15 protein-coding genes and 2 riboswitches are annotated in these 20,210 nt (G+C 62.6%); of the genes, 5 read left to right on the top strand and 10 right to left on the bottom strand.

The genetic code is table 11. The annotated features are described in order from the left end of the window. Positions 1 to 19 precede the first annotated feature (19 nt). Positions 20 to 784, top strand: coding sequence for a flagellar brake protein (locus GCM43_RS04830; protein WP_152242374.1), 765 nt, complete (start codon positions 20 to 22; stop codon positions 782 to 784). A gap of 210 nt (positions 785 to 994) precedes the next feature. Here GCM43_RS04830 and def read toward each other — a convergent pair whose 3' ends face one another. The 6 genes from def to GCM43_RS04800 form a co-directional block, all read right to left on the bottom strand. Further along, positions 995 to 1,531 carry a peptide deformylase gene (gene def, locus GCM43_RS04825; RefSeq protein WP_152242373.1) on the bottom strand — a complete coding sequence of 179 codons (537 nt, stop codon included), beginning with the start codon at positions 1,529 to 1,531 and terminating at the stop codon, positions 995 to 997. Beyond that, positions 1,528 to 2,421 (bottom strand): UTP--glucose-1-phosphate uridylyltransferase GalU, encoded by an 894-nt coding sequence (gene galU / locus GCM43_RS04820; RefSeq protein ID WP_152242372.1) that lies wholly within the window; start codon positions 2,419 to 2,421, stop codon positions 1,528 to 1,530. Before galU ends, def begins: the two co-directional genes overlap by 4 nt. Before the next feature lie 63 nt (positions 2,422 to 2,484). Then, positions 2,485 to 4,842 carry an NAD-dependent DNA ligase LigA gene (gene ligA / locus GCM43_RS04815; protein WP_152242371.1) on the bottom strand — a complete coding sequence of 786 codons (2,358 nt, stop codon included), beginning with the start codon at positions 4,840 to 4,842 and terminating at the stop codon, positions 2,485 to 2,487. A 14-nt stretch (positions 4,843 to 4,856) separates the two neighbouring features. Next, a complete protein-coding gene (locus GCM43_RS04810) occupies positions 4,857 to 6,011 on the bottom strand; it encodes a cell division protein ZipA C-terminal FtsZ-binding domain-containing protein (protein ID WP_152242370.1) in 1,155 nt (384 codons plus the stop codon). Further along, positions 6,008 to 9,535 (bottom strand): chromosome segregation protein SMC, encoded by a 3,528-nt coding sequence (smc, locus tag GCM43_RS04805; protein ID WP_152242369.1) that lies wholly within the window; start codon positions 9,533 to 9,535, stop codon positions 6,008 to 6,010. Before smc ends, GCM43_RS04810 begins: the two co-directional genes overlap by 4 nt. 162 nt (positions 9,536 to 9,697) lie before the next feature. Then, positions 9,698 to 10,309 (bottom strand): phosphatase PAP2 family protein, encoded by a 612-nt coding sequence (locus GCM43_RS04800; protein ID WP_152242368.1) that lies wholly within the window; start codon positions 10,307 to 10,309, stop codon positions 9,698 to 9,700. A 372-nt stretch (positions 10,310 to 10,681) separates the two neighbouring features. On the opposite strand from GCM43_RS04800, the gene GCM43_RS04795 reads away from it, so the two are divergent. Next, on the top strand, positions 10,682 to 10,903 hold the full coding sequence (locus tag GCM43_RS04795; protein ID WP_152242367.1) for a hypothetical protein: 222 nt from the start codon (positions 10,682 to 10,684) through the stop codon (positions 10,901 to 10,903). Positions 10,904 to 10,996: 93 nt separating this feature from the next. On the opposite strand, the gene GCM43_RS04790 is transcribed toward GCM43_RS04795, so the two are convergent. Continuing rightward, positions 10,997 to 11,557 carry an ATP-dependent Clp protease proteolytic subunit gene (locus tag GCM43_RS04790; protein ID WP_152242366.1) on the bottom strand — a complete coding sequence of 187 codons (561 nt, stop codon included), beginning with the start codon at positions 11,555 to 11,557 and terminating at the stop codon, positions 10,997 to 10,999. A 199-nt stretch (positions 11,558 to 11,756) separates the two neighbouring features. Then, a riboswitch (glycine riboswitch) is annotated at positions 11,757 to 11,843 on the top strand. Between the two features lie 27 nt (positions 11,844 to 11,870). Further along, positions 11,871 to 11,981, top strand: a riboswitch (glycine riboswitch). A gap of 86 nt (positions 11,982 to 12,067) precedes the next feature. Between GCM43_RS04790 and gcvT the strand changes: the two genes are divergently transcribed. The 3 genes from gcvT to gcvP all read left to right on the top strand — a co-directional run bounded on the left by gcvT (position 12,068) and on the right by gcvP (position 16,604). Then, positions 12,068 to 13,189 carry a glycine cleavage system aminomethyltransferase GcvT gene (gene gcvT, locus GCM43_RS04785; protein WP_152242365.1) on the top strand — a complete coding sequence of 374 codons (1,122 nt, stop codon included), beginning with the start codon at positions 12,068 to 12,070 and terminating at the stop codon, positions 13,187 to 13,189. 46 nt (positions 13,190 to 13,235) lie between these two features. Further along, positions 13,236 to 13,616, top strand: coding sequence for a glycine cleavage system protein GcvH (gene gcvH, locus GCM43_RS04780; protein ID WP_152242364.1), 381 nt, complete (start codon positions 13,236 to 13,238; stop codon positions 13,614 to 13,616). 90 nt (positions 13,617 to 13,706) lie between these two features. After that, a complete protein-coding gene (gene gcvP, locus GCM43_RS04775) occupies positions 13,707 to 16,604 on the top strand; it encodes an aminomethyl-transferring glycine dehydrogenase (protein WP_152242363.1) in 2,898 nt (965 codons plus the stop codon). Positions 16,605 to 16,737: 133 nt separating this feature from the next. Here the strand turns inward: gcvP and GCM43_RS04770 are convergent, their stop codons facing one another. From GCM43_RS04770 to GCM43_RS04765, 3 genes are all read right to left on the bottom strand, one after another. Beyond that, the gene (locus tag GCM43_RS04770) at positions 16,738 to 18,624 is read right to left on the bottom strand and encodes an AI-2E family transporter (protein WP_152242362.1); all 1,887 of its coding nucleotides are present in this window, start codon (positions 18,622 to 18,624) and stop codon (positions 16,738 to 16,740) included. 137 nt (positions 18,625 to 18,761) lie between these two features. Next, complete coding sequence (locus GCM43_RS25765) at positions 18,762 to 18,920, bottom strand: hypothetical protein (protein WP_193315539.1); 159 nt, start codon at positions 18,918 to 18,920, stop codon at positions 18,762 to 18,764. 194 nt (positions 18,921 to 19,114) lie between these two features. Continuing rightward, a complete protein-coding gene (locus tag GCM43_RS04765) occupies positions 19,115 to 20,143 on the bottom strand; it encodes a LacI family DNA-binding transcriptional regulator (protein WP_152242361.1) in 1,029 nt (342 codons plus the stop codon). Between the last annotated feature and the right edge of the window lie 67 nt (positions 20,144 to 20,210).

The following is a 20,210-nucleotide window of genomic DNA, read 5'->3' as shown; positions in this document are numbered from 1 at the left end:
AACCAAGAAATTTTCCGTCGTGACCGATCCCGTTCCCAATCCCCTGCGCAAAGGTGCGCCCAGCCTGGCCGATGCCGCCGAACCGATGGCGCCCGGCACCAAGCCGCACCATATGAGCGACCCGTGGGATATCGGCGAAACACTGTGCAGCCTGGCCGACAATGGCGATGCCGTCTCGATCTATTCCAATGGTGACGAACAGCCGATCATGGGGCGCGTGCTGTCGGTCGACGACGATCTGCCGCAATTCGTGCTTGAACTCAATGAAGGCCAGACCCTGCCAGACGGCAACGCCACCTTTGTGTCATGGGTGCACAGCGCCAAGCTGCAATTTACCATCAATGGCGAGTGGCAGCCTTTTCCGGACAAGCCTAACTTCTACCTGACCAATTTCCCCAGCCACTGCCTGGTGCTGGAGCGGCGCGAATCGACCCGCATGGAAACGCCGCTGGGCGTCTACTATATCGCCGCCTTCGTGCTTGAGGGACGGCCTTACGAACTGCAATTGTATGATTTCTCGGCCGGCGGCATCGGCATGCGCGCCCATCCGCGCGACACGGTCGGCCTGTACGTCGGCCGCAAGCTGTCGCGCGTACGCCTTGAACTGGGGCCGACCAAGGTCATGATCGCCGACCTGGAAATCCGCCTGTCACGCACCTTCCGCTCGTTTTTGCTGGGCGAACAGGTACAGATCGGCTGCCGCTTCCTCAACCTGAGCGACAGCATGCGCGAGGAGTTGATTGTGTTGCTTGATAATCTGGGTAGTGGGCGCAAGGTGCGCTAGCGCGCCGCGCACCCGTATCACCGCATCACCGTATCCACGTAGGTCGGATTAGGCCGCAGGCCGTAATCCGACAACACCTGCGGCACCAGCATGACGAGCCGCAGGCCGCAGGCAGTAATCCGACAAACACCTGCAGCGCCAACAATGTTGTCGGATTACGGCCCCTCCGGAGCCTAATCCGACCTACGCTCCCACCATCAAGCCGCGCTTTCAATCGTCGTCATTCGGATCGAGCTCAGGAAACATCACTTCGGTAAAGCCGAACTTGCTGAAGTCGACGATGCGCGAGGGATACAGGATGCCGAGCAGGTGATCGACTTCATGCTGCACCACGCGCGCATGAAAGCCATCGCAGTCGCGGCTGATCGGCTGGCCGAACTGGTCGACGCCTTCGTAATGCAGGCGGGTCCAGCGCGGCACGCTGCCGCGCAGGCCGGGTACCGACAGGCAGCCCTCATAGCCCTCTTCCTTCTGCTGCGACAAGGGCGTCAGCACCGGGTTGATCAATACGGTTTCAGGCACCTGCGGCGCATCGGGATAGCGTACGTTCTGTTTGAAGCCATAGATCACCAGCTGCAGGTTGACGCCGATCTGCGGCGCAGCCAGGCCGGCGCCGTTGACCGCGTGCATGGTGTCGAACATATCGGCCACCAGCGCATGCAGTTCGGGCGTGTCGAACTGGCGCACTGGCTCGGCGACGCGCAGCAGACGCGCATCGCCCATCTTCAGGATTTCCCTGACGGTCATGCAGGGTCGACCGTTGCGTACAACTGTTCCAGGTAGGCGCGGAACGCGGCGCCCGTTTCACGATGCTTGAGGCCCATGGCGGTGGTGGCCTTCAGGTAGCCGAGTTTGGAGCCGCAATCATAGCGCTGGCCCGTGTAGCGGTAAGCCAGCACGCGCTCTTCGCGCATCAGCGCGGCAATGCCGTCGGTCAGCTGAATTTCACCACCAGCGCCGGCGCCGATTTTCTCCAGATGATCGAAGATGCGGCTTGACAGCACATACCGTCCGACCACGGCCAAAGTCGACGGTGCTTCTTCCGGCATGGGCTTTTCAACGATGTCCGATACCAGTTCCAGGTCAGGCTGGTAATTGCGCGCAGAGACGATACCGTACTGTCGCGTGTCTGCGCGCGGCACATCCTGTACCGCCAGCAGCGAGCAGTTCTCATACTGGTAGACGTCGGCCATCTGCGCCAGCACCGGACGCACACCCTCGTCGGTATCCATGAAGTCATCGGCCAGCAGCACGGCAAACGGCTCGTCGCCGACCAGTGGACGGGCGCACAGCACGGCGTGGCCCAGGCCCAGTGGCGCCGACTGGCGGATATAAATGCAGTTGATATGCTTTGGAATCACGTTCTGCACCATCTCGAGCAGTTGGCGCTTGCCGGCCGCTTCCAGTTCTGATTCGAGTTCATAGGCCGTATCGAAATGATCTTCGATGGCGCGCTTGTTGCGCCCGGTAATAAAGATCATCTCCGTGATCCCTGCCGCAACCGCTTCTTCGACGGCATACTGGATCAGCGGCTTGTCTACCACCGGCAGCATCTCCTTGGGCTGCGCTTTGGTAGCAGGCAGGAAACGACTGCCCAGTCCAGCTACGGGAAACACGGCTTTTCTGATTTTTTTCATGGTGATTCTTCGCTATAAAAAGTTGAATGTCGAAATTAAATATCGATGATCACCGCGCCAGGGTCATGCTGGCGCCAGCAAGTCCAGCAAGGCTGCTTCGTCGAGCACGCTCACCCCGAGCTCTTGCGCCTTGGCCAGCTTGCTGCCCGCATCGGCGCCGGCAACCAGGAAAGTGGTCTTTTTCGAGACCGAGCCGCTGACTTTGCCGCCTGCCGCCTCGATCAGCGCCGCGGCCTGGTCGCGCCCCATCGTGGGCAAGGTACCGGTCAGCACGAAGGTCTGGCCTTCGAGCTTGCCGCCTGCGGCTGGCAATTGTGGTAATTGTGCCAGCAATTGCGCGCGCAGGGCGTCCAGTTTGCGCAGTTGTGTGAGGTTGCTCTCATTGGCCAGCCATGCCGACAGCGCCTCGCCCACGCCCGCCGGCAGTCCGGCATGGAAGCTGCCGCTGTCCTGCGCAAGGCTGGCCAGCGTGACGCCGCGCTCGGCCAGTTGCCGGCTGCGCGTTTCGGTCAGCTTGGGGATCGCCAGCGCGGCCAGCAGTTTGGCCACCTCGAGCTGTTCACGCAGATGCGCGCTGGGCGCATGCTCGCCCTGCGGCGACACGCCGGCGTCGAGCAGCGCCTGCAGCGCCTGCTGGTTTTTTTCCTCGGCAAAAAAGTCGGCAATCGACTCGGCCACCGTGCTGCCGATATCGGGCAGCACCCGCAGCAGCGCCGCCGGCGCCTGGCGCACGTAATCGAGGCTGCCCAGCCAGTCGGCCAGCGTTTTGGCGGTCGACTCACCGACATGGCGGATACCGAGCGCAAACAGGAAACGCGCCAGCGGCGGCTGCTTGCTGGCCTCGATACCGGCCAACAGGTTTTCTGCCCATTTGGTGGGGATCTTGCCTTGCAAGACGGTTTCCGGCGTCACCCCATCGCGCTCGTCGGCGCGCTGCTTCATTTCCAGCAGCTTGTCGAGCGTCAGCTGATACAGGTCGGCCAGCCCATGCACATAGTCGAGTTCCACCAGGGTGTCGATATAGCGTTCGCCCAGGCCGTCGATGTCCATCATGCGCCGGCCGGCAAAATGGCGCAGCGCTTCCTTGCGCTGGGCCGAGCAGAACAGGCCACCCGAACAGCGCGCCACCGCTTCGCCCTCTTCGCGCACCACGTGCGAGCCGCAGACTGGGCAACTGGACAGCATTTTGAATGGCGCCGGGGCCGGCTCTGGGCGCCTGTCCAGCACCACCGCCAGCACCTCGGGAATCACGTCGCCGGCGCGGCGCACGATCACCGTGTCGCCCACGCGAACGTCCTTGCGCAGCACTTCGTCCTCATTGTGCAAGGTGGCGTTGGTAACCGTCACGCCGCCCACCGACACCGGCGCCAGGCGCGCCACCGGCGTCATGGCGCCGGTGCGACCGACCTGGATATCGATGCCCTGCACCTGCGTCATTGCCTCTTCGGCCGGAAACTTGTGCGCCAGCGCAAAGCGCGGCGCGCGCGACACAAAACCCAGCTGTTGCTGGTCCTCGGTGGCGTTGACCTTGTAGACCACGCCGTCGATTTCGTACGGCAGATCCGGCCTGGCCGCGCCGATGCGCGCATAGTAGTCGAGCAAGCCCTGTGCGCCCTGCACCACGCGACGCTCGCTTGACACCGGAATGCCCAGCGCCTGGTACCAGTCCAGCAATGCCGAATGCGAGACGGGCATCGCGGCGCCTTCCAGCGCGCCGATGCCATAGGCGTAGAAGCGCAGCTTGCGCTGGCGCGTAATGCGCGAATCGAGCTGACGCAGGCTGCCTGCAGCCGCGTTGCGCGGATTGGCAAATTCCTTGTGCCCTGCCTCGCGCTGGCGTTGGTTCAGGCGCAGCAGATCGCCCTTGAACATCATCACCTCGCCGCGCACATCGATCAGCGTGGGCAGCGCCTGGCCGTCGATCGCATGCAAACGCAGCGGGATGGTGTCGATGGTGCGGATATTGGCGGTGACGTCTTCGCCGGTGGCGCCGTCGCCGCGCGTGGCGGCCTGCACGAATACGCCGTCGACGTAGCGCAGGTTGATCGCCAGGCCGTCGAACTTCACTTCGGCCGCATAGCTGACAAGCGCTTCATCGCCCAGCCCTTCGCGCACGCGGCGGTCGAACTGCACGATATCGTCGTCGGAAAACCCATTGTTCAGCGACAGCATCGGCACCGTATGGGTCACCTGCTCGAACTGCGGCAAGGGCGGCGCGCCCACGCGCAGGGTCGGCGAATCGGGCGCGCGGAGCGCCGGATGGGCCGCTTCGAGCGCCTGCAGTTCAAGGAACAATTTGTCGTATTCGGCGTCAGGGATGGTTGGGTTGTCCAGCACGTGATAAGCGTGCAGGTGTCGGTTCAGTTCTTCAGTCAGCGCCAGCACGCGTACGCCGGCCTGCTGTTCGTTCAAGTCGCTCATGCTGCCGTGATCCTTCAGCTGAACAGGCGCAGCGCGCGCGTGGAACCGGCAGCAATATCGGCCGCTTCCATTTCCTGGTAAAACTCCTGCACCTGGCCGGCGATCTCGCCCAGCGCCGCATCCGATAGCGGCTGGTCATAGTCGTCAACGATAGTGGCGTCCAGGCGCACCACCAGCGCTTTGGCGCAATCGACCATGGCGCCAAAGCCGTCGCGCGCCGGCGATACGCACGGCACATCGAGCAGCAGCGTCAGGCGCGCCGTGCTGTCTTCGGCCAGCGTGACATTGGTCGACAGCGAGTACAGATGGCCGCCCTGGCCGTCGGGCATCACGAAGCGGCCGTCGGGGCGTACGTCGAAGCCCTGCTTTTCCAGCGCCACCAGCAAGGTGGCAATCGGCCATGGCGCACCGTTGGACTGCAGATTGACGCCCAACTGGGCATCGTGGCCGGCGACAAAGCGGTGCAGATTGCGCGCTTCGGCCATCACTTCCATCATGTCGGGCACTTCGGGCTCGGCGCCAATTTCGTCGGCCACCACGCGCAAGCGCGTGACCAGCTCCGAGTATTCGAGTTCGTTCAGGGCCGTGCTGCGGCTGGCCAGCTGCACGCCGCCCTGCATTTTGGTGTAGACGCCGCCATGCTGGATCGGCTCCCAGTCGCCATTGACATGCAGGCCGATAAAATGCACGGGCTTGTTGCCGACCAGGCGCAGCGTCTGCAGCACCGGCAGGATCTTGTCGCCGCGTACCGGCGCTTCGAGTACCAAGGGCAGCAGGCAGTCGATCAGCGGATCGACCAGGCAGGTGGCCTGCTCGTTGGCCACCTCGGGTTCGCGCGCCGCAGCAGCAGGCGCCAGGGCCGGCTCGTGCTGCGCGCCGACTTCATCGGCAAACACGGCCGGCGCTGTCGGCGGCGCGCCGAAAGTCGGTTCGGCCTTGAGCACTGGCGCCGCGTCAAAGCGCGGCTCCTGGCGCAGCACTGGCTCGGCCGCCGGCGCTGACAGTGGCGCAGCAGCTTCGCCTTCGCGCATCAGCACATCGTCGTGGTCGGTGGAAAAAGCGCGCTCGACGCTTTTCTTGGCCTTGTACTCCTGCCATTTGTTGTAGGAAAACACGGCAACGATAAACACGCCGCCGGCGCCGAACAAGGTAATTTGAAGATCTGTCATGCTGCTTGTGCCTCAGTAGCGAAATTGGCGGCGGACTCCATGTCCACCGCCACGATGCGCGATACGCCCTGCTCCTGCATCGTCACACCGATCAATTGATTGGCCATTTCCATCGCAATCTTGTTATGCGAAATAAACAGGAACTGGGTTTGGTCGGACATGCGCTTGACCATGCGGCAGAAGCGTTCCGTGTTCGAATCGTCCAGCGGTGCATCGACTTCGTCGAGCAGGCAGAACGGCGCCGGATTGAGGCGGAACATGGAAAACACCAGTGCGGTCGCGGTCAGCGCTTTCTCTCCACCCGAGAGCAGGTGGATGGTTGCATTCTTTTTGCCAGGCGGTTGTGCCATGACTTGTACACCGGAATCGAGAATTTCGTCGCCCGTCATGCTCAGGCGCGCCTGGCCGCCGCCGAACAGGATCGGAAACAATTCGGAAAAGTGGCGGTTGACCTTGTCGAAGGTGTCTTGCAGCAGGTCGCGCGTTTCCTTGTCGATTTTATGGATCGCGTCTTCCAGCGTCTCGATCGCTTCGGTCAGGTCGGCATTCTGGGCGTCGAGGAAATTCTTGCGCTCGGACGCCTGCGCCAGCTCGTCGAGCGCAGCCAGGTTGACCGCGCCCAGTGCTGTAATGGCGTTGGTCAGGCGCGTCACTTCGCCTTGCAGGTAGGACGGGCGCATGTCCGGATGCAGCTTTTCAGCCAGCACCGCTTCGTCCGCACCAGCTTCCTGCAACTGCTGGGCAAACTGTTCCTGGTTCAGGCGCGCGGCCTGTTCCTTCAGTTGCATTTCCATGATCTTGTCGCGCTGCGGCTGCAGGCTGCGCTCGTTTTGCGTACGCGCATCTTCAAACATGCGCAGCTGCTGCGTGATCTGGTCGAGTTCATGGCGCGCATCGGCCAGCGCGCGCTCCTGCGTAGTGCGCCGCTCGAGCAGGTCCTGCAGGCCGTCGTTGGCAGCGCCGCTTTCCAGATTGGCCAGTTCCTGCTGGCCGGCCTGCAAGCTGGCCGTGACCTGCTGCGCCTGGGTGCTGGCGGTGGCGATATTGCGGCGCAATTCGTCGATACGGGCGCGCTGCGAGCGTTCGGCGTATTCGATGTCCTTGGCGGCGCGTTCGAGCTCGCGCAGCGCTTCGCGCGCCTCGGTCAACAGCTGTTCCTTGCGCAGGAACTCGGTCTGGCCATCCTCGTGCGCTTCCTGCAAATTGCCCAGTTCCATATCGAGCTGCTCGAATTTCTCTTCCGATTCAAGCTTGATCTGCAGTTGCTCGGCTTCCTGGGCGGCGATTTCGGCCAGGTCGGCGCCGATCTGCGTGCTGCGCTGGTTGAAGCGCGCTTCGACCTCCGACAGTTTCACCACATCGAGCTGCAGCGTATGCACCGATGCCGTGAGCTGCTGCACGCGCAAACGCAGGTCGGACAGCTGGCGCGTTGCATTGCTGACAGCCGCCTCGGCACGTACCGAACGGGCGCGCGCCTCTTCGGCCAGCAGTTGCTGGGCGCGCAGCTGTTTACCGATATTGTCGATTTCCTGCTGGCGCCCCAGCATCCCTTCCTGCTCCGAATCGGCGGCATGAAAGCGCACGCTGGTGGCGGTGATCACATGGCCGGCGCGCGTGACAAAATAGCCGCCCGGCGGCAGCTTGCCGCGCTCCATCAGTGCCTCGGCCGCGTCTTCCACCGCATACGCGTTATAGAGCCAGTCCTGCAGCAGGCCGCGCAGGCCGGGATCGTTCAGTTTCAGCAGGTTGATGAACGGCTTGAGACCAGCCACATCAGGCTGCGGCAATGGCGGCACGGTCGACGGCGCATACAAAGCCAGCTTGGCCGGCGGCGCATCGGCAAAAAACGCCTTGGCCCAGTCGATATTGGACAGTTGCAGCGCCGAGGTGCGCTCGCGCAGGACCGACTCCATCGCCGCTTCCCAGCCCGCTTCGATCTGCAGCTTTTGCCACAGGCGCGGCAAGCTGTCGAGCTCGTGCTTTTTCAGCCACGGCTGCACCTTGCCCTGCGTCTGCACGCGTTCCTGCAATTGCTTCAGGGCCGACAAGCGTGCTTCGAGCTGGGCATTGGTGGCCGTTTCTGCATTGACCTGCTTTTGCGCCTCGCTGCGTTCCTGCTCCAGCTTGGGCTGCTGCTCGAGCGCTTCTTCCAGGTAAAACCCCTGCTCTTCGAGTGCCTGCTGTTTTTCTTCCAGCTGCAGCTTGAGATTTTCAAGATGGCTGCTGTCTGGCAGGCTCAGGCTGTTTTTCTCCTGCTGCAACCGCTCGCGCCGGCTCAAGAGGCCAGAGAGGATATTGGAAGCGTTGCGCTGGTGCGCCGACTCCAGTTCCAGCTGCTGCTGCGCCTGCATGATTTTCGCGCGCGATTCGGTGCTTTTGTGCTGCGCGGCGCGCCAGGCGGCGTCAAGCTCGGGCAGCTGCTCGCCCTTCTGCTCGGCCATCATCTGCGACTGCTCGACCTTGGCAGCAAGCTCTTCGAGTGCGAATTCGGCTTCCTCGATCTGTTCCTGGTACTCGCTGCCCTGGGTGGTCCACTGGTCACGCTGCGCCGTCAAGGTGGCCAGCTGCGCTTGCAGGCGCGCGCGCGACTCGATCACGAACTTGATCTGCGCTTCCAGGCTGCCGATCTCGGCATTGGTCTGGTACAGATGGCCCTGCGCCGTATGCAAGCGGTCGCCGACGGCAAAGTGGGCCTGGCGCATCTGTTCGAGCGTCAGCTCCACATTGCGCAGCTTGGCGGTCTGCTCTTCCAGGTCAGTCTGGGCCTGCTCGACTTCGCGGAAATAACGGCTCTGCTCGTTTTGCGCCTCGTTTCTGCGCAGCAACCACAGCAGCTTCTGCTTTTCTTCCTGGTCGGCCTGCAATGCATGGAAACGGGTGGCCACGGCGGCCTGCGCTTCAAGCTTTTCCAGATTGGCATTGAGTTCGCGCAAAATATCTTCCACGCGCAGCAGGTTCTCGCGCGTGTCGTGCAGCCGGTTTTCAGTCTCGCGCCGACGCTCCTTGTACTTCGATACGCCGGCCGCTTCTTCCAGGAACACGCGCAATTCTTCCGGGCGCGATTCGATAATGCGCGCAATCATGCCCTGGCCGATAATGGCGTAGGCGCGCGGCCCGAGGCCAGTACCGAGGAAAATATCCTGGATATCGCGCCGGCGCACCGGCTGGCTGTTGATGTAATAGGTCGAGGTGCCGTCGCGCGTAAGCGTGCGCTTGACGGCGATCTCGGCATACTGGCCCCACTGGCCGGACGCCTTGCCGTCGTTGTTGTCGAACACCAGTTCGACCGAGGCGCGCCCGGCCGGCTTGCGGTGGGTCGAGCCATTGAAAATCACATCCTGCATCGACTCGCCGCGCAGCTCGGACGCTTTCGACTCGCCCAGCACCCAGCGCACGGCGTCGATGATGTTCGACTTGCCGCAGCCATTGGGTCCGACCACGCCGACCAGCTGGCCTGGCACCTGAAAATTGGTGGGATCGACGAAAGACTTAAATCCCGACAATTTGATGGAAGAGAGACGCACGTGTTTGAAAGTTCCTGCCTATGCTGGCGGTTGAATTGCGCAAGCGGGCAGCAGCGCCTTGTATCATGGCGGCGCAACAGTCAGCCTGCCTGCAAAAAAAGTGACTTATCATATCATTTGTCGCTGTAGCGCAGGCCAAAAAACCATATCGTGGTGCGCGGCCTATTTGCCCGGTGGCTGGCCAGCAGGCACTTGCGGGTTACGCTTCCAGTGCTCGCGTGAAAAAACTTCCGTGTGACCGGACAAGGCCAGCGCCAGTTTTTGCAGCCACAACTCGGTCGGCATGGGCTCGGCCTTAAAGCTCAGCAGCACCATCACGGCCAGGCTGGCCAGCACCAGCGTGCGGCTGATGGCAAAGTGCACGGTGCCGCGCGCGCTCCACATAAAACCGAACGCGGTTGCCAGTCCCAGCACGCAGCCGCTGACGGCCTCCGAAATGCTGTGCGCCTGCACCACCACGCGCGAAATGGCCACCAGGATGGCGAACGCCACGCCGAGCAGCACGCCGGCATGGCGCCACGGGCGCGGTGCGCGCTGCAGCACGACGTACGTGAGCACCGGAAAGACGGCGCCGGCGCGCATGGCGTGACCGCTAAAGCCGGTAAAGTCAAACGCACTGCTGCCCACACCCCAGCCGATAAAGGCCAGCTTCGAGAGCACGACCAGCATCAGGCCGCCGCCGTACCACAGGCTCCAGCTCAGGACCAGGCGCCACTGGCGCGACACCAGCAGCCACAAGGCAATCGCCACGCCAGCCGGACCCATCAGCGACATGTCAGCCGCAAAAGAAATACCATTCCACCAATTCATTGCTTGTTGCCTATCTGCTTGTTTCCCAACTAACGATTTCCACAGCAGGCTGCACTATGCCACGCCCGTGACAGTGGCAATGCCTGTCACTCCCGAGTTTTACATTCGATTACATTCTCAATCGATAATTATTGCATGAAATCAATGAATTACGGCAACTTGGCGCAGTCTGAGTCCTACAAATAGTCAGGTCGTGTTCCGATAGTTCAAATCAGGCTTGCCGCGCATCATTGCGCCATCGGATCTCAGCCATACCTTCAGCCATACCTTTCCTGGCAAGCTGGTTCCGGTAGCATTTTATTCTGGCAATTATCACATTCTCATAAAGGAACGATGATGAACTCGAATCAAAAAGGCGATCAAGGCAACAAACAGTCGGCCAGCGGCAGCAAATCCGGCAGCAGCAGCGGCAAGCAGGGCGGCACCCACGAGCAGCACGTGGAAGCAGGCCGCCAAAGCCACAAAAACGACGGCAACAAGCAGTCGGGCGCCGGCAGCAGCAAACAGTCAGGCTCCTCCGGCTCATCGAGCTCTTCGAGCAAAGGCAACAAGTCCTGATAGCAGCGATTATCAGTGAGCAGTATCAAGGCCAGGGGCCGGCGACAGCATGCTGTCGCCGGCCCCTGGCTTTTGAAGCAAGCTCAATGGGCATCAGATATTGGTCAGGCGCAAGCCCTGGGGAATCTCGAAATCGCGCACCGCCTCGACCAACCCCACTTCGAGCGCCTGGTCAGCCGTCAGGTGCAAGTCGGAATACGCATGCACCTGCCACTGCTGTTCGTTCAGTTCGACATGCTGGCGCAAGATGCGTTCGGTGCGCATGTCGTCGGCGCGCAGGCCCTCGACAATAATGCTCAGCGCATCGGGACGCGAACCCGGCGACGCGGTGGCGTGCGATTTATGCACCATAAAACGCGCCGTATCGCTGGCATAACGGTGCTTGCCCGCCAAAAACAGCGTAACGGCAATCGAGGCGACGGCGCCGGTGTTGTAGGTGACGATTTCGATGGGGAGTTTACTGAGAAAGTTGTACAGACAAATGCCATCACTGACATAGCCGCCGTTGGACTGGATCAGGATATGCGCGGTGGTCAGTTTGTCTTCGGTCATGTCGGCCACTGCGTCAAACACGCGCCGCACCATATCGCTGTTGACATCGCCCGATAGCGTGAAATAACCGTGTTGCCCGTGGGGCTCAATAAAATCTGTCATGGTCTTGGCCTTTTGTTCTTGGTTACTGCCCTGGTAAAGGTGGCCTTCACAATAGCAAATTTCACGGTGCAAGGTCGTACGCCTGCCGCACGCTGCCATAGCTTTGCACACAGGAAATATCAGGCCTTGCGCCCCATTGTGGTGCGTGCCGGAAAGCGTCTTTCAGATTGACATTACATCCCTGCTGACATATATTCCCACCACTTGATCGGGAGAGGGCAAACCAGCGTTGCCGCCGAAGGGGCACTACCCAAAAACTCTCAGGCAAAAGGACCGGTCAGGCGAATTGAAACCCTTGCACAGGCAGGGCTTTCAGCTCAACTCTGGAGAGCGGCCGCAGCACATAGCTGGCGGCCCACCGAAGGGGCGCACGCAGCTGCAAAGCTCGCGTAATCTCTCAGGTACCAAGGACAGGGGGGTGTAGTCACGATGGATCGCCGTTTTCGGCGCTCCTTACTGTGCGCGGCTTATCGCCGCATGCTCCCTTTTACCTTCGTCTTCGAGGAATCCATGACGCTCAACGCGACCCCACTCAACAACGCCCACCGTGCCGCCAGCGCCCGCATGGTCGATTTCGGCGGCTGGGACATGCCTGTCAACTACGGCTCGCAAATCGAAGAACACAACGCCGTGCGCAGCGACGCCGGCATGTTCGATGTGTCGCACATGTGCGTGGTCGATATCCGTGGCGCCAATGTGCGCGCTTTCCTGCGCGGCCTGCTGGCCAACAACGTCGACAAGCTGCAGGTACCGGGCAAGGCGCTGTACTCGTGCATGCTGAACGCGGAAGGCACCGTGATCGACGATCTGATCGTCTACTATTTTGACGAAAGCTGGTTCCGCCTGGTGGTCAACGCCGGCACCGCCACCAAGGATGTGGCCTGGATACAGCAGCAAAACGCCGCCACCAACAGCGGCCTTGAGATTACCGAACGGCGCGACGGCAACGAGCCGATGGCGCTGGTGGCCGTGCAAGGTCCGAATGCACGCGCCAAGGTATGGCAGGTACTGCCGCAGACGCAAGCGCCTTCCGAAGCGCTCAAGCCCTTTAACGCCGTGATCGTCAAGGACACGCCATTTGGCGAAACCATGCTGGCCCGTACCGGCTACACCGGCGAAGACGGCTTTGAAATCGGCGTAGCGGCAAGCCAGGTCGAAGCACTGTGGAACGCGCTGGCAGCGGCCGGCGTAAAACCGGCCGGCCTCGGCGCGCGCGACACGCTGCGCCTGGAAGCGGGCATGAATCTGTACGGCCAGGACATGGACGAAACCGTCAACCCGCTCGACGCCGGCCTGGCCTGGACCATCGACCTGGTCAGCGAGCGCGACTTCATCGGCAAGGCCGCATTGCAGGCCAAAGGCCAGAACGCGCAATTCGTCGGCCTGATCCTGCGTGAAAAAGGCGGCGTGCTGCGCGCCCACCAGAAAGTCATCGTGGCCGGCAGTGAAGCGTCTGGCGAAATTACCAGCGGCACCTTCAGCCCGACCATGCAGGAAGCGATCGCGCTGGCGCGCGTGCCGATGGGCGTCAATGTCGGCGACACCGTACACGTGGAAATCCGCGGCAAGCAACTGGCCGCCTCGGTGGTCAAGCTGCCGTTCGTGCGTAACGGTAAAATCCTCGCTGCATGATCAAGAACACCCCAACATCACCCTACACCATGACTGGAGCCTCACAATGAATATTCCTGCAGACCTGAAGTACACCGCCTCCCACGAATGGGTACGCCTTGAAGCGGACGGTACGCTGACCGTCGGCATTACCGAATACGCGCAGGATGCACTGGGCGATATCGTGTTTGTCGAACTGCCTGACGTGGGCGCCACCTTTGGCGCCAGCGACGACGCCGCCGTGGTGGAATCGGTCAAGGCTGCCAGCGACATCTACGCACCGGTTGCCGGTGAAGTCATCGCCGTCAACGACGACGTGGTTGCAGCACCGGAAAGCATCAACGCCGACGCCTACGCCAACTGGCTGTTCAAGATCAAGCCAGCAGACGTTTCGGCGCTCGACGGCCTGCTCGACGCTGCCGCCTACGGCGCCACCACCGGCGCGTAAAAGTTAGCAGCAATTGCATCACCGAGCGGGCCACGCTGCTGGCCCGCTTGCCACCGTCCTCCAGTTTTCCCGTCTTTTTTGGCCTATACCATGACCCGCACCAGCCTGACCCAACTCGAAGCACGCGATGCCTTTATCGCCCGCCATATCGGCCCTTCCCCTTCCGAACAGCAAGCCATGCTTGCCACCGTCGGCTATCAATCGCGCGCGGCATTGATCGATGCGCTGGTGCCTGCCAATATCCGCAACAAGGGCGCCCTGCCGCTGGGCGCCTATGCAGAAGCCATGCCGGAGCAGGAAGCGCTGTCGCGCCTGAAAGCCATCGCCGGCAAGAACCAGGTATTGAAATCGGTGATCGGCCAGGGCTATTACAACACCTTCACGCCTGGCGTGGTGTTGCGCAATATCTTTGAAAACCCGGCCTGGTACACCGCCTACACGCCTTACCAGCCGGAGATTTCGCAAGGCCGCCTGGAAGCGATCCTGAACTTCCAGCAGGTGATCACTGACCTCACCGGCATGGGCATCGCCAATGCGTCGATGCTCGACGAAGGCACGGCCGCCGCCGAAGCGATGACGCTGATCCAGCGCGTCGGCAAATCGAAATCGAACGTGCTGTATGTGGCCAGCGACGTGCTGCCGCAAACGCTGGAAGTGGTGCAGACGCGCGCCGAGCCGATCGGCATCGACGTGCGCGTGTTCGACGCCGACGAGATCGACTCGCTCGACAACTGCTTCGGCGTGCTGCTGCAATACCCGGGCGTCCATGGCGTGGTGCGCGACTACCGCGCCGGCGTGGAAAAACTGCATGCCAATGGCGCGATGGTGATCGTCGCGGCCGACCTGCTGGCGCTGACCATGCTCACGCCTCCGGGCGAATGGGGCGCCGACGTAGTGGTGGGCAACAGCCAGCGCTTTGGCGTACCGCTGGGCTTTGGTGGCCCGCACGCCGGCTACCTGTCCACGCGCGACGAATTCAAACGCAATATGTCCGGCCGCCTGGTCGGCGTGACGGTTGATGCGCAAGGCAACAAGGCTTACCGCCTGGCCCTGCAAACGCGCGAACAGCATATCCGCCGCGAAAAAGCCACCTCCAATATCTGTACCGCACAAGTGCTGCTGGCCGTGATGGCCTCGATGTACGCGGTCTACCACGGCCCTGCCGGCCTGCTGCAGATCGCCCAGCGCGTGCACCGCTTTACAGGCGTACTGGCAGCGAACCTGAAACTGCTGGGCTACGGCATTGCCAACGCCACCTATTTCGACACGCTGACGGTTGAAGTGGCCAATGCCGAAACGCTGCACGCGACCGCACTGGCGCACGGCGTCAACCTGCGCCGCATCGACGCCACCCATGTCGGCGTGTCGCTTGACGAAACCACCACGCGCGACGATATCGCCCTGCTGTGGAATGTGTTTGCGCAAGGCGTGGCCAATGCACCGGCCGCACCGGACCTGGACACCATCGACGCGGCCGTGGCCAGCGCGCTGCCAGAACAACTGGTACGCACCAGCAGCTACCTGACGCACCCGGTGTTCAACAGCTACCATTCGGAACACGAAATGCTGCGCTACCTGCGCAGCCTGGCCGACAAGGATCTGGCGCTGGACCGCACCATGATTCCGCTCGGCTCGTGCACCATGAAGCTGAACGCCACCTCGGAAATGATTCCGGTTACCTGGCCAGAATTTTCCAATATCCACCCGTTCGCACCGGACGCGCAGACCGTGGGCTATCGCGAAATGATCGCCCAGCTCGAAGAAATGCTGTGCGCTCTGACCGGCTACGCCGCCATCTCGCTGCAGCCGAACGCCGGCTCGCAAGGCGAATACGCAGGCCTGCTGGTGATCAAGGCCTACCACGAGTCGCGCGGTGAAGGCCACCGCAATATCTGCCTGATTCCATCGTCGGCGCACGGCACCAATCCGGCCTCGGCCAATATGGTCGGCATGCAGGTGGTGGTCACGCGCTGCGACGACAACGGCAACGTCGACCTGGCCGACCTGAAGGAAAAGGCCGAGAAACACAGCGCCAACCTGGCCTGCGTGATGGTGACCTACCCGTCAACCCACGGCGTGTTCGAAGAAGGCATCCAGGAACTGTGCGAGATCATCCATGCGCACGGCGGCCAGGTGTATATCGACGGCGCCAACATGAACGCACTGGTCGGCGTGGCCGCGCCAGGCAGTTTTGGTGGCGACGTGTCGCATTTAAATTTGCACAAGACCTTCTGCATTCCGCACGGCGGTGGTGGCCCGGGCGTCGGCCCGATCGGCGTCGGCGCGCACCTGGCCAAGTTCCTGCCAAACCAGCGTTCGACCGGCTACCAGCGCGATGTTGCCGGCATCGGTGCCGTCAGTGCTGCGCCGTTCGGCTCGGCCAGCATCCTGCCGATCTCGTGGATGTATATCGCCATGATGGGCGCAGAAGGCCTGACGGCAGCGACCGAAACGGCGATCCTGGCCGCCAACTACATCGCACGCCGCCTGGCCCCGCACTACCCGGTGCTGTATTCGGGCCACGACGGCCTGGTGGCGCACGAGTGCATTATCGACCTGCGTCCGCTGCAGGACGAGACGGGCATCAGCAACGAAGACGTGGCCAAGCGCCTGATGGACTTCGGCTTCCATGCGCCGACCATGAGCTTCCCGGTACCGGGCACGCTGATGATCGAGCCGACCGAAAGCGAATCGAAAGTGGAAATCGACCGCTTTGTCGACGCCATGATCGCCATCCGCGGCGAGATCGCCAAGGTCGCCAGCGGTGAATTCGACCGCCTGGACAACCCGCTGAAGCACGCGCCGCACACGGCGCAGGTGCTGATGTCGGACAGCTGGGAGCGCAAGTACAGCCGTGAAGTGGCGGCCTACCCGGTCGCCTCGCTGCGCGAGCGCAAATACTGGCCACCGGTCGGCCGCGCCGACAACGTCTACGGCGACCGCAACCTGTTCTGCGGCTGCGCGCCGATCAGCGCGTACGAAGAGTAAGACCCGCCTGTGCCCGCGCAAGCGGGTACGGCAGAAGATCGTAGGTCGGATTAGCCGCGAAGCGGCGTAATCCGACAACACCACGAGCGTCAACAATGTTGTCGGATTACGGCCCCTCTGGGCCTAATCCGACCTACGACCGCTTGGCCACGCCCGCCTTTTCCGGCGTCACCGGCGTCACAAAAGCGAGACACTCCTCGAACGACTGCAGCACGATATCAACCGACTGCGCTACCTCCGACTGCCTCGGCAAATTCATGTCGCTGTGATGGCGCACGGTCACCAGGGTGGCGTCGGGCAGATGCTCGCGCAATTCGCTCGACAGCACGCGCCATTCGTCAAACGAAGTCTGGTCCGGGTACATGATAAAGGCCGTGCCGACCAGGCTGCCCTTGTCGGTCACAGGTTCAGGCTGCGGCTGTCCCAGCACGATGCTGCGCACATCGCCGCAGACTTCGCGCAGCGCCAGCACCAGCAGTTCATTGCGAAATTCGTCGCGTTCATTGGCAAAGCCGGCGCACAGCACCACCGAGTGCAAAGGCACATCAAGCGAGCCCTGGAAAGCGCCCAGCCGCGCTTCGCGCGCGTGGCGCAGATGCGCACCGATATTGGCGTCGGCCAGCGACACCTTGCGCCGGCGCCACGTACCACGGCCGCCGTTGGAGGCCAGCGCCAGGGTATCGGCCAGTGTGATGACGCTGCCGCGGATACGATCCTGCTGGGCCTGGTCAATCAGCCCCAGCGCGCGGTCGGCGTTGGCCAGGCTCAGGCCCGGCAGCAGCACATGGTCGCAGTAGCGTGCAAAGCTGTGCCGGCGCAGGTAGGTACGGGCATGATCGATAATGGCGGTCGAACTGCCGGCCAGCACGCGGTGGTAGAAGCGCTCGGCCTCGCTGACGCTGGGCGTGTCGGCAAACAGGATGGTGACCGCTTCGAGCGCGCGGATATGGCGGCCCGCCACCACCAGGCACAAGGTCAGCGGCGTGGAAATGAGCAGGCCGGCCGGACCCCACAGGGTGCCCCAGAACAGCGCCGAGACGATCACCGCCAGCGGCGACAGGCCGGAACTATGGCCGTAGACCTTGGGCTCGACGATATTGGCCACCACCACTTCGAGCGCGGCAAACATGGCCATGCAGGACAGCGCCAGCGTCCAGCCAGGGTCGATGGCCGCGACAAACAGCGTGATGGCCACGCCGGCCGCCAGCGCACCGATATACGGCACAAAGCGCAGCAGGCCGCTCAGCGAGCCCCACAGCAAGGCATGCGGCACCTGCAGCAGCCAAAGCCCCAGCGAGACGGTCAGCGCAAAAATGATATTGACCAGGAACTGCGAGAAGAAAAACCGCGACACGCCTTCGGCCGCATGCGCCAGCGTGCGCATGGTGCGGCTGGCGTCACCCTGCCCTGCCAGGCGCACCACGCGCTCACGCAGCGACTCATGTTCGAGCAGGATAAAGACCAGCAGCACGAACACCAGACCGGCTTCACCCAGCGGACCGGAGACGACCGAGACAAAGCGCGCCACCGTATCGCGCGCGGCCGGCGCCGGGGTGCGAATTTCCACCGGTATGGCTTGCGTGGCATTGCGCGGCAAGCCGGTGGTGGCCGGCTGTGCGCCTGTACTGCCCTTGGTCAGCGGCGAGACGGCATTCAATTCTGCCGCCAGGCGGATAAACGGCCGCTCGGTCAGCTCCTGGATCTTGCCGATCTTGGCATGGATGGCCGCACGGTAATGCGGCAGCTCTTTGGTCACCGACACCAGCTGCAGCGCCAGCACGGCGCCCACCACCACCACGCTGGCGCCGGCCAGCAGCAGCGACAGTATGGTCGAGGTCAGGAAACCCAGGCCCCAGCGGTGAAAAACGCGGATCAGCGGAGAAATGACCAGGCTCAGTATCAGCGCCAGCACCAGCGGCTCCAACACCGGGCGGCCGAAATAGAGCAGGCCAAGCGCGCAGGTCAGTGTCACGGCGGAAGTGAGCGAGGGGCGCGCCAGCAGGGAGTCTTTTAATGCCATGTTCGATAATCCATCAGTCAGGAAATAATGCCGGACGAATGGTAGCAGGCGCCTGCGCTGCCGTGTGGACCGGGCGAGGTTAAAGCACGCAAAGAAGGTGAAAAAGGCAGGACGAACGCCTGCCTTGAGAAGAAAATTTACAGCGCCAGTATGGCGGCGCCCGGTACGGCCAGTATGCCCGCCACGACACCCAAACACACCACATCGCGCTTTTCACAGCGGGCGCGCCAGGCGCTCCAGGCGGCAAACGCCAGTGCCGCGGCAGTACCGATTAACAGGATACCGGTCGGGCTCATGCGCCCTCCCCTGCGATTCGTTGCATCTTGCTGGTCTTCATGGTCGTTCTCCTCGCTTTGAAAACATCTGAATCGTTTCAGACTAAATGATCTTGCCTATGGGTAAGCAACATAACTTACAATAAATCCGGCGGCCGAGGCTTAAGAACGGCTTTATTGACGCGTGCCGGTGCCGTGCGGGCAGGACGGTCGCACTACGCTTGCACTGGCACATTGAACGGCGTGACCACCACGATGGCAGAGCGCGCCGCAGGCCTGGACAGCGGCGCCAGCGCGCCCTGTGCGCGCAGCAGTTCCTGGCAGGCGCGGCGCATGTCGGTCGCCAGGTCATGGTGCAGCACCGCCTGCACCGCGCCAGAGTGCAGCAGCGCCAGGTTGTCGCTGTCGAGGTCATGGGCGATAAAAGCGTGGCAGGTGCGGCCCGCACTGGCAAAGGCCTGCACGATGGCGCCATTGCCGCCGCCAATCGAATACACGGCGCCGATATCGGCATGCCGGGCCAGCGCCTGGTGCACCAGCACGCCGGTGGCGCCGTCGATGCCGTGGCCCTCGCTCACTTCCACGATTTCCAGGTGCCGGCAGCGTTCGCGCAGCGCGCGCCGGAAACCCATCTCGCGCTCTTCTTCGCCATGAAAGCGGTTGCTGCTCAGGGTCACCAGCACTTGTTGCTTTTTGCGCGGCAGCCACTGGCCCAGCAGATAGGCGGCCGTCTCGCCGGCGGCGCGGTTGTCGATGCCGACATAGCTGCAGCGCCTGGAGGCCGGCAGATCGGTCACCAGCGTGACGACCGGGATGCCGGCCGCCACCAGGCGGTCGACCGCCGCGCTGACCGGCGCCACGTCCGGCGCCTTGAGCAACACGCCGTGACTGCCGTTCTTGCGGATGCGTTCGAGCAGCTGCACCAGTGCGTCCACCTCCAGCGTTTCATGCAGATGCAGCCGCGCGCGCAGCACAGCCGGCTGCAGCGACGGCAGTTCGGCCTCGAGCGCACTGCGCACCGCGTCGCTAAAGCGCTGCGGCGCCACCATGCACACGTCGAGCAGGAATTTGCGGCCGGCCAGGCCCACCTGCGTGCTCTGGCGCTGCAGTTCATCGAGTGCCTGCATCACGCGCCGCACGGTGGCCGCCTGCACGCCGCCGCGCTGCTTGATGACCCGGTCGACCGTGGCCAGGCTGACGCCGGCTTGCAGCGCAATCAGTTTCAGCGGAATCGGATGGGCCATCGCGCGCTTGCCTTGAGGTGTTTTTGAGGGTTTTTTGAAACAGCAATGCGGTTTCTGCTGCCTATAC

Origin of the sequence: Janthinobacterium aquaticum, assembly GCF_009208565.1 — a bacterium.
GTDB lineage: Bacteria > Pseudomonadota > Gammaproteobacteria > Burkholderiales > Burkholderiaceae_D > Janthinobacterium.
This window is presented reverse-complemented; position numbering and strand designations above follow the sequence as displayed.

Bases quoted from the DNA above. Each gene is read 5' to 3' on its own strand.
- gcvT (WP_152242365.1), top strand. From the start codon at position 12,068: ATGACGCTCAACGCGACCCCACTCAACAACGCCCACCGTGCCGCCAGC.
- GCM43_RS25765 (WP_193315539.1), bottom strand. From the start codon at position 18,920: ATGAGCCCGACCGGTATCCTGTTAATCGGTACTGCCGCGGCACTGGCG.
- GCM43_RS04765 (WP_152242361.1), bottom strand. From the start codon at position 20,143: ATGGCCCATCCGATTCCGCTGAAACTGATTGCGCTGCAAGCCGGCGTC.
- galU (WP_152242372.1), bottom strand. From the start codon at position 2,421: ATGAAAAAAATCAGAAAAGCCGTGTTTCCCGTAGCTGGACTGGGCAGT.
- GCM43_RS04800 (WP_152242368.1), bottom strand. From the start codon at position 10,309: ATGTCGCTGATGGGTCCGGCTGGCGTGGCGATTGCCTTGTGGCTGCTG.
- GCM43_RS04795 (WP_152242367.1), top strand. From the start codon at position 10,682: ATGAACTCGAATCAAAAAGGCGATCAAGGCAACAAACAGTCGGCCAGC.
- GCM43_RS04810 (WP_152242370.1), bottom strand. From the start codon at position 6,011: ATGACAGATCTTCAAATTACCTTGTTCGGCGCCGGCGGCGTGTTTATC.
- ligA (WP_152242371.1), bottom strand. From the start codon at position 4,842: ATGAGCGACTTGAACGAACAGCAGGCCGGCGTACGCGTGCTGGCGCTG.
- gcvP (WP_152242363.1), top strand. From the start codon at position 13,707: ATGACCCGCACCAGCCTGACCCAACTCGAAGCACGCGATGCCTTTATC.
- def (WP_152242373.1), bottom strand. From the start codon at position 1,531: ATGACCGTCAGGGAAATCCTGAAGATGGGCGATGCGCGTCTGCTGCGC.
- gcvH (WP_152242364.1), top strand. From the start codon at position 13,236: ATGAATATTCCTGCAGACCTGAAGTACACCGCCTCCCACGAATGGGTA.
- GCM43_RS04790 (WP_152242366.1), bottom strand. From the start codon at position 11,557: ATGACAGATTTTATTGAGCCCCACGGGCAACACGGTTATTTCACGCTA.
- GCM43_RS04770 (WP_152242362.1), bottom strand. From the start codon at position 18,624: ATGGCATTAAAAGACTCCCTGCTGGCGCGCCCCTCGCTCACTTCCGCC.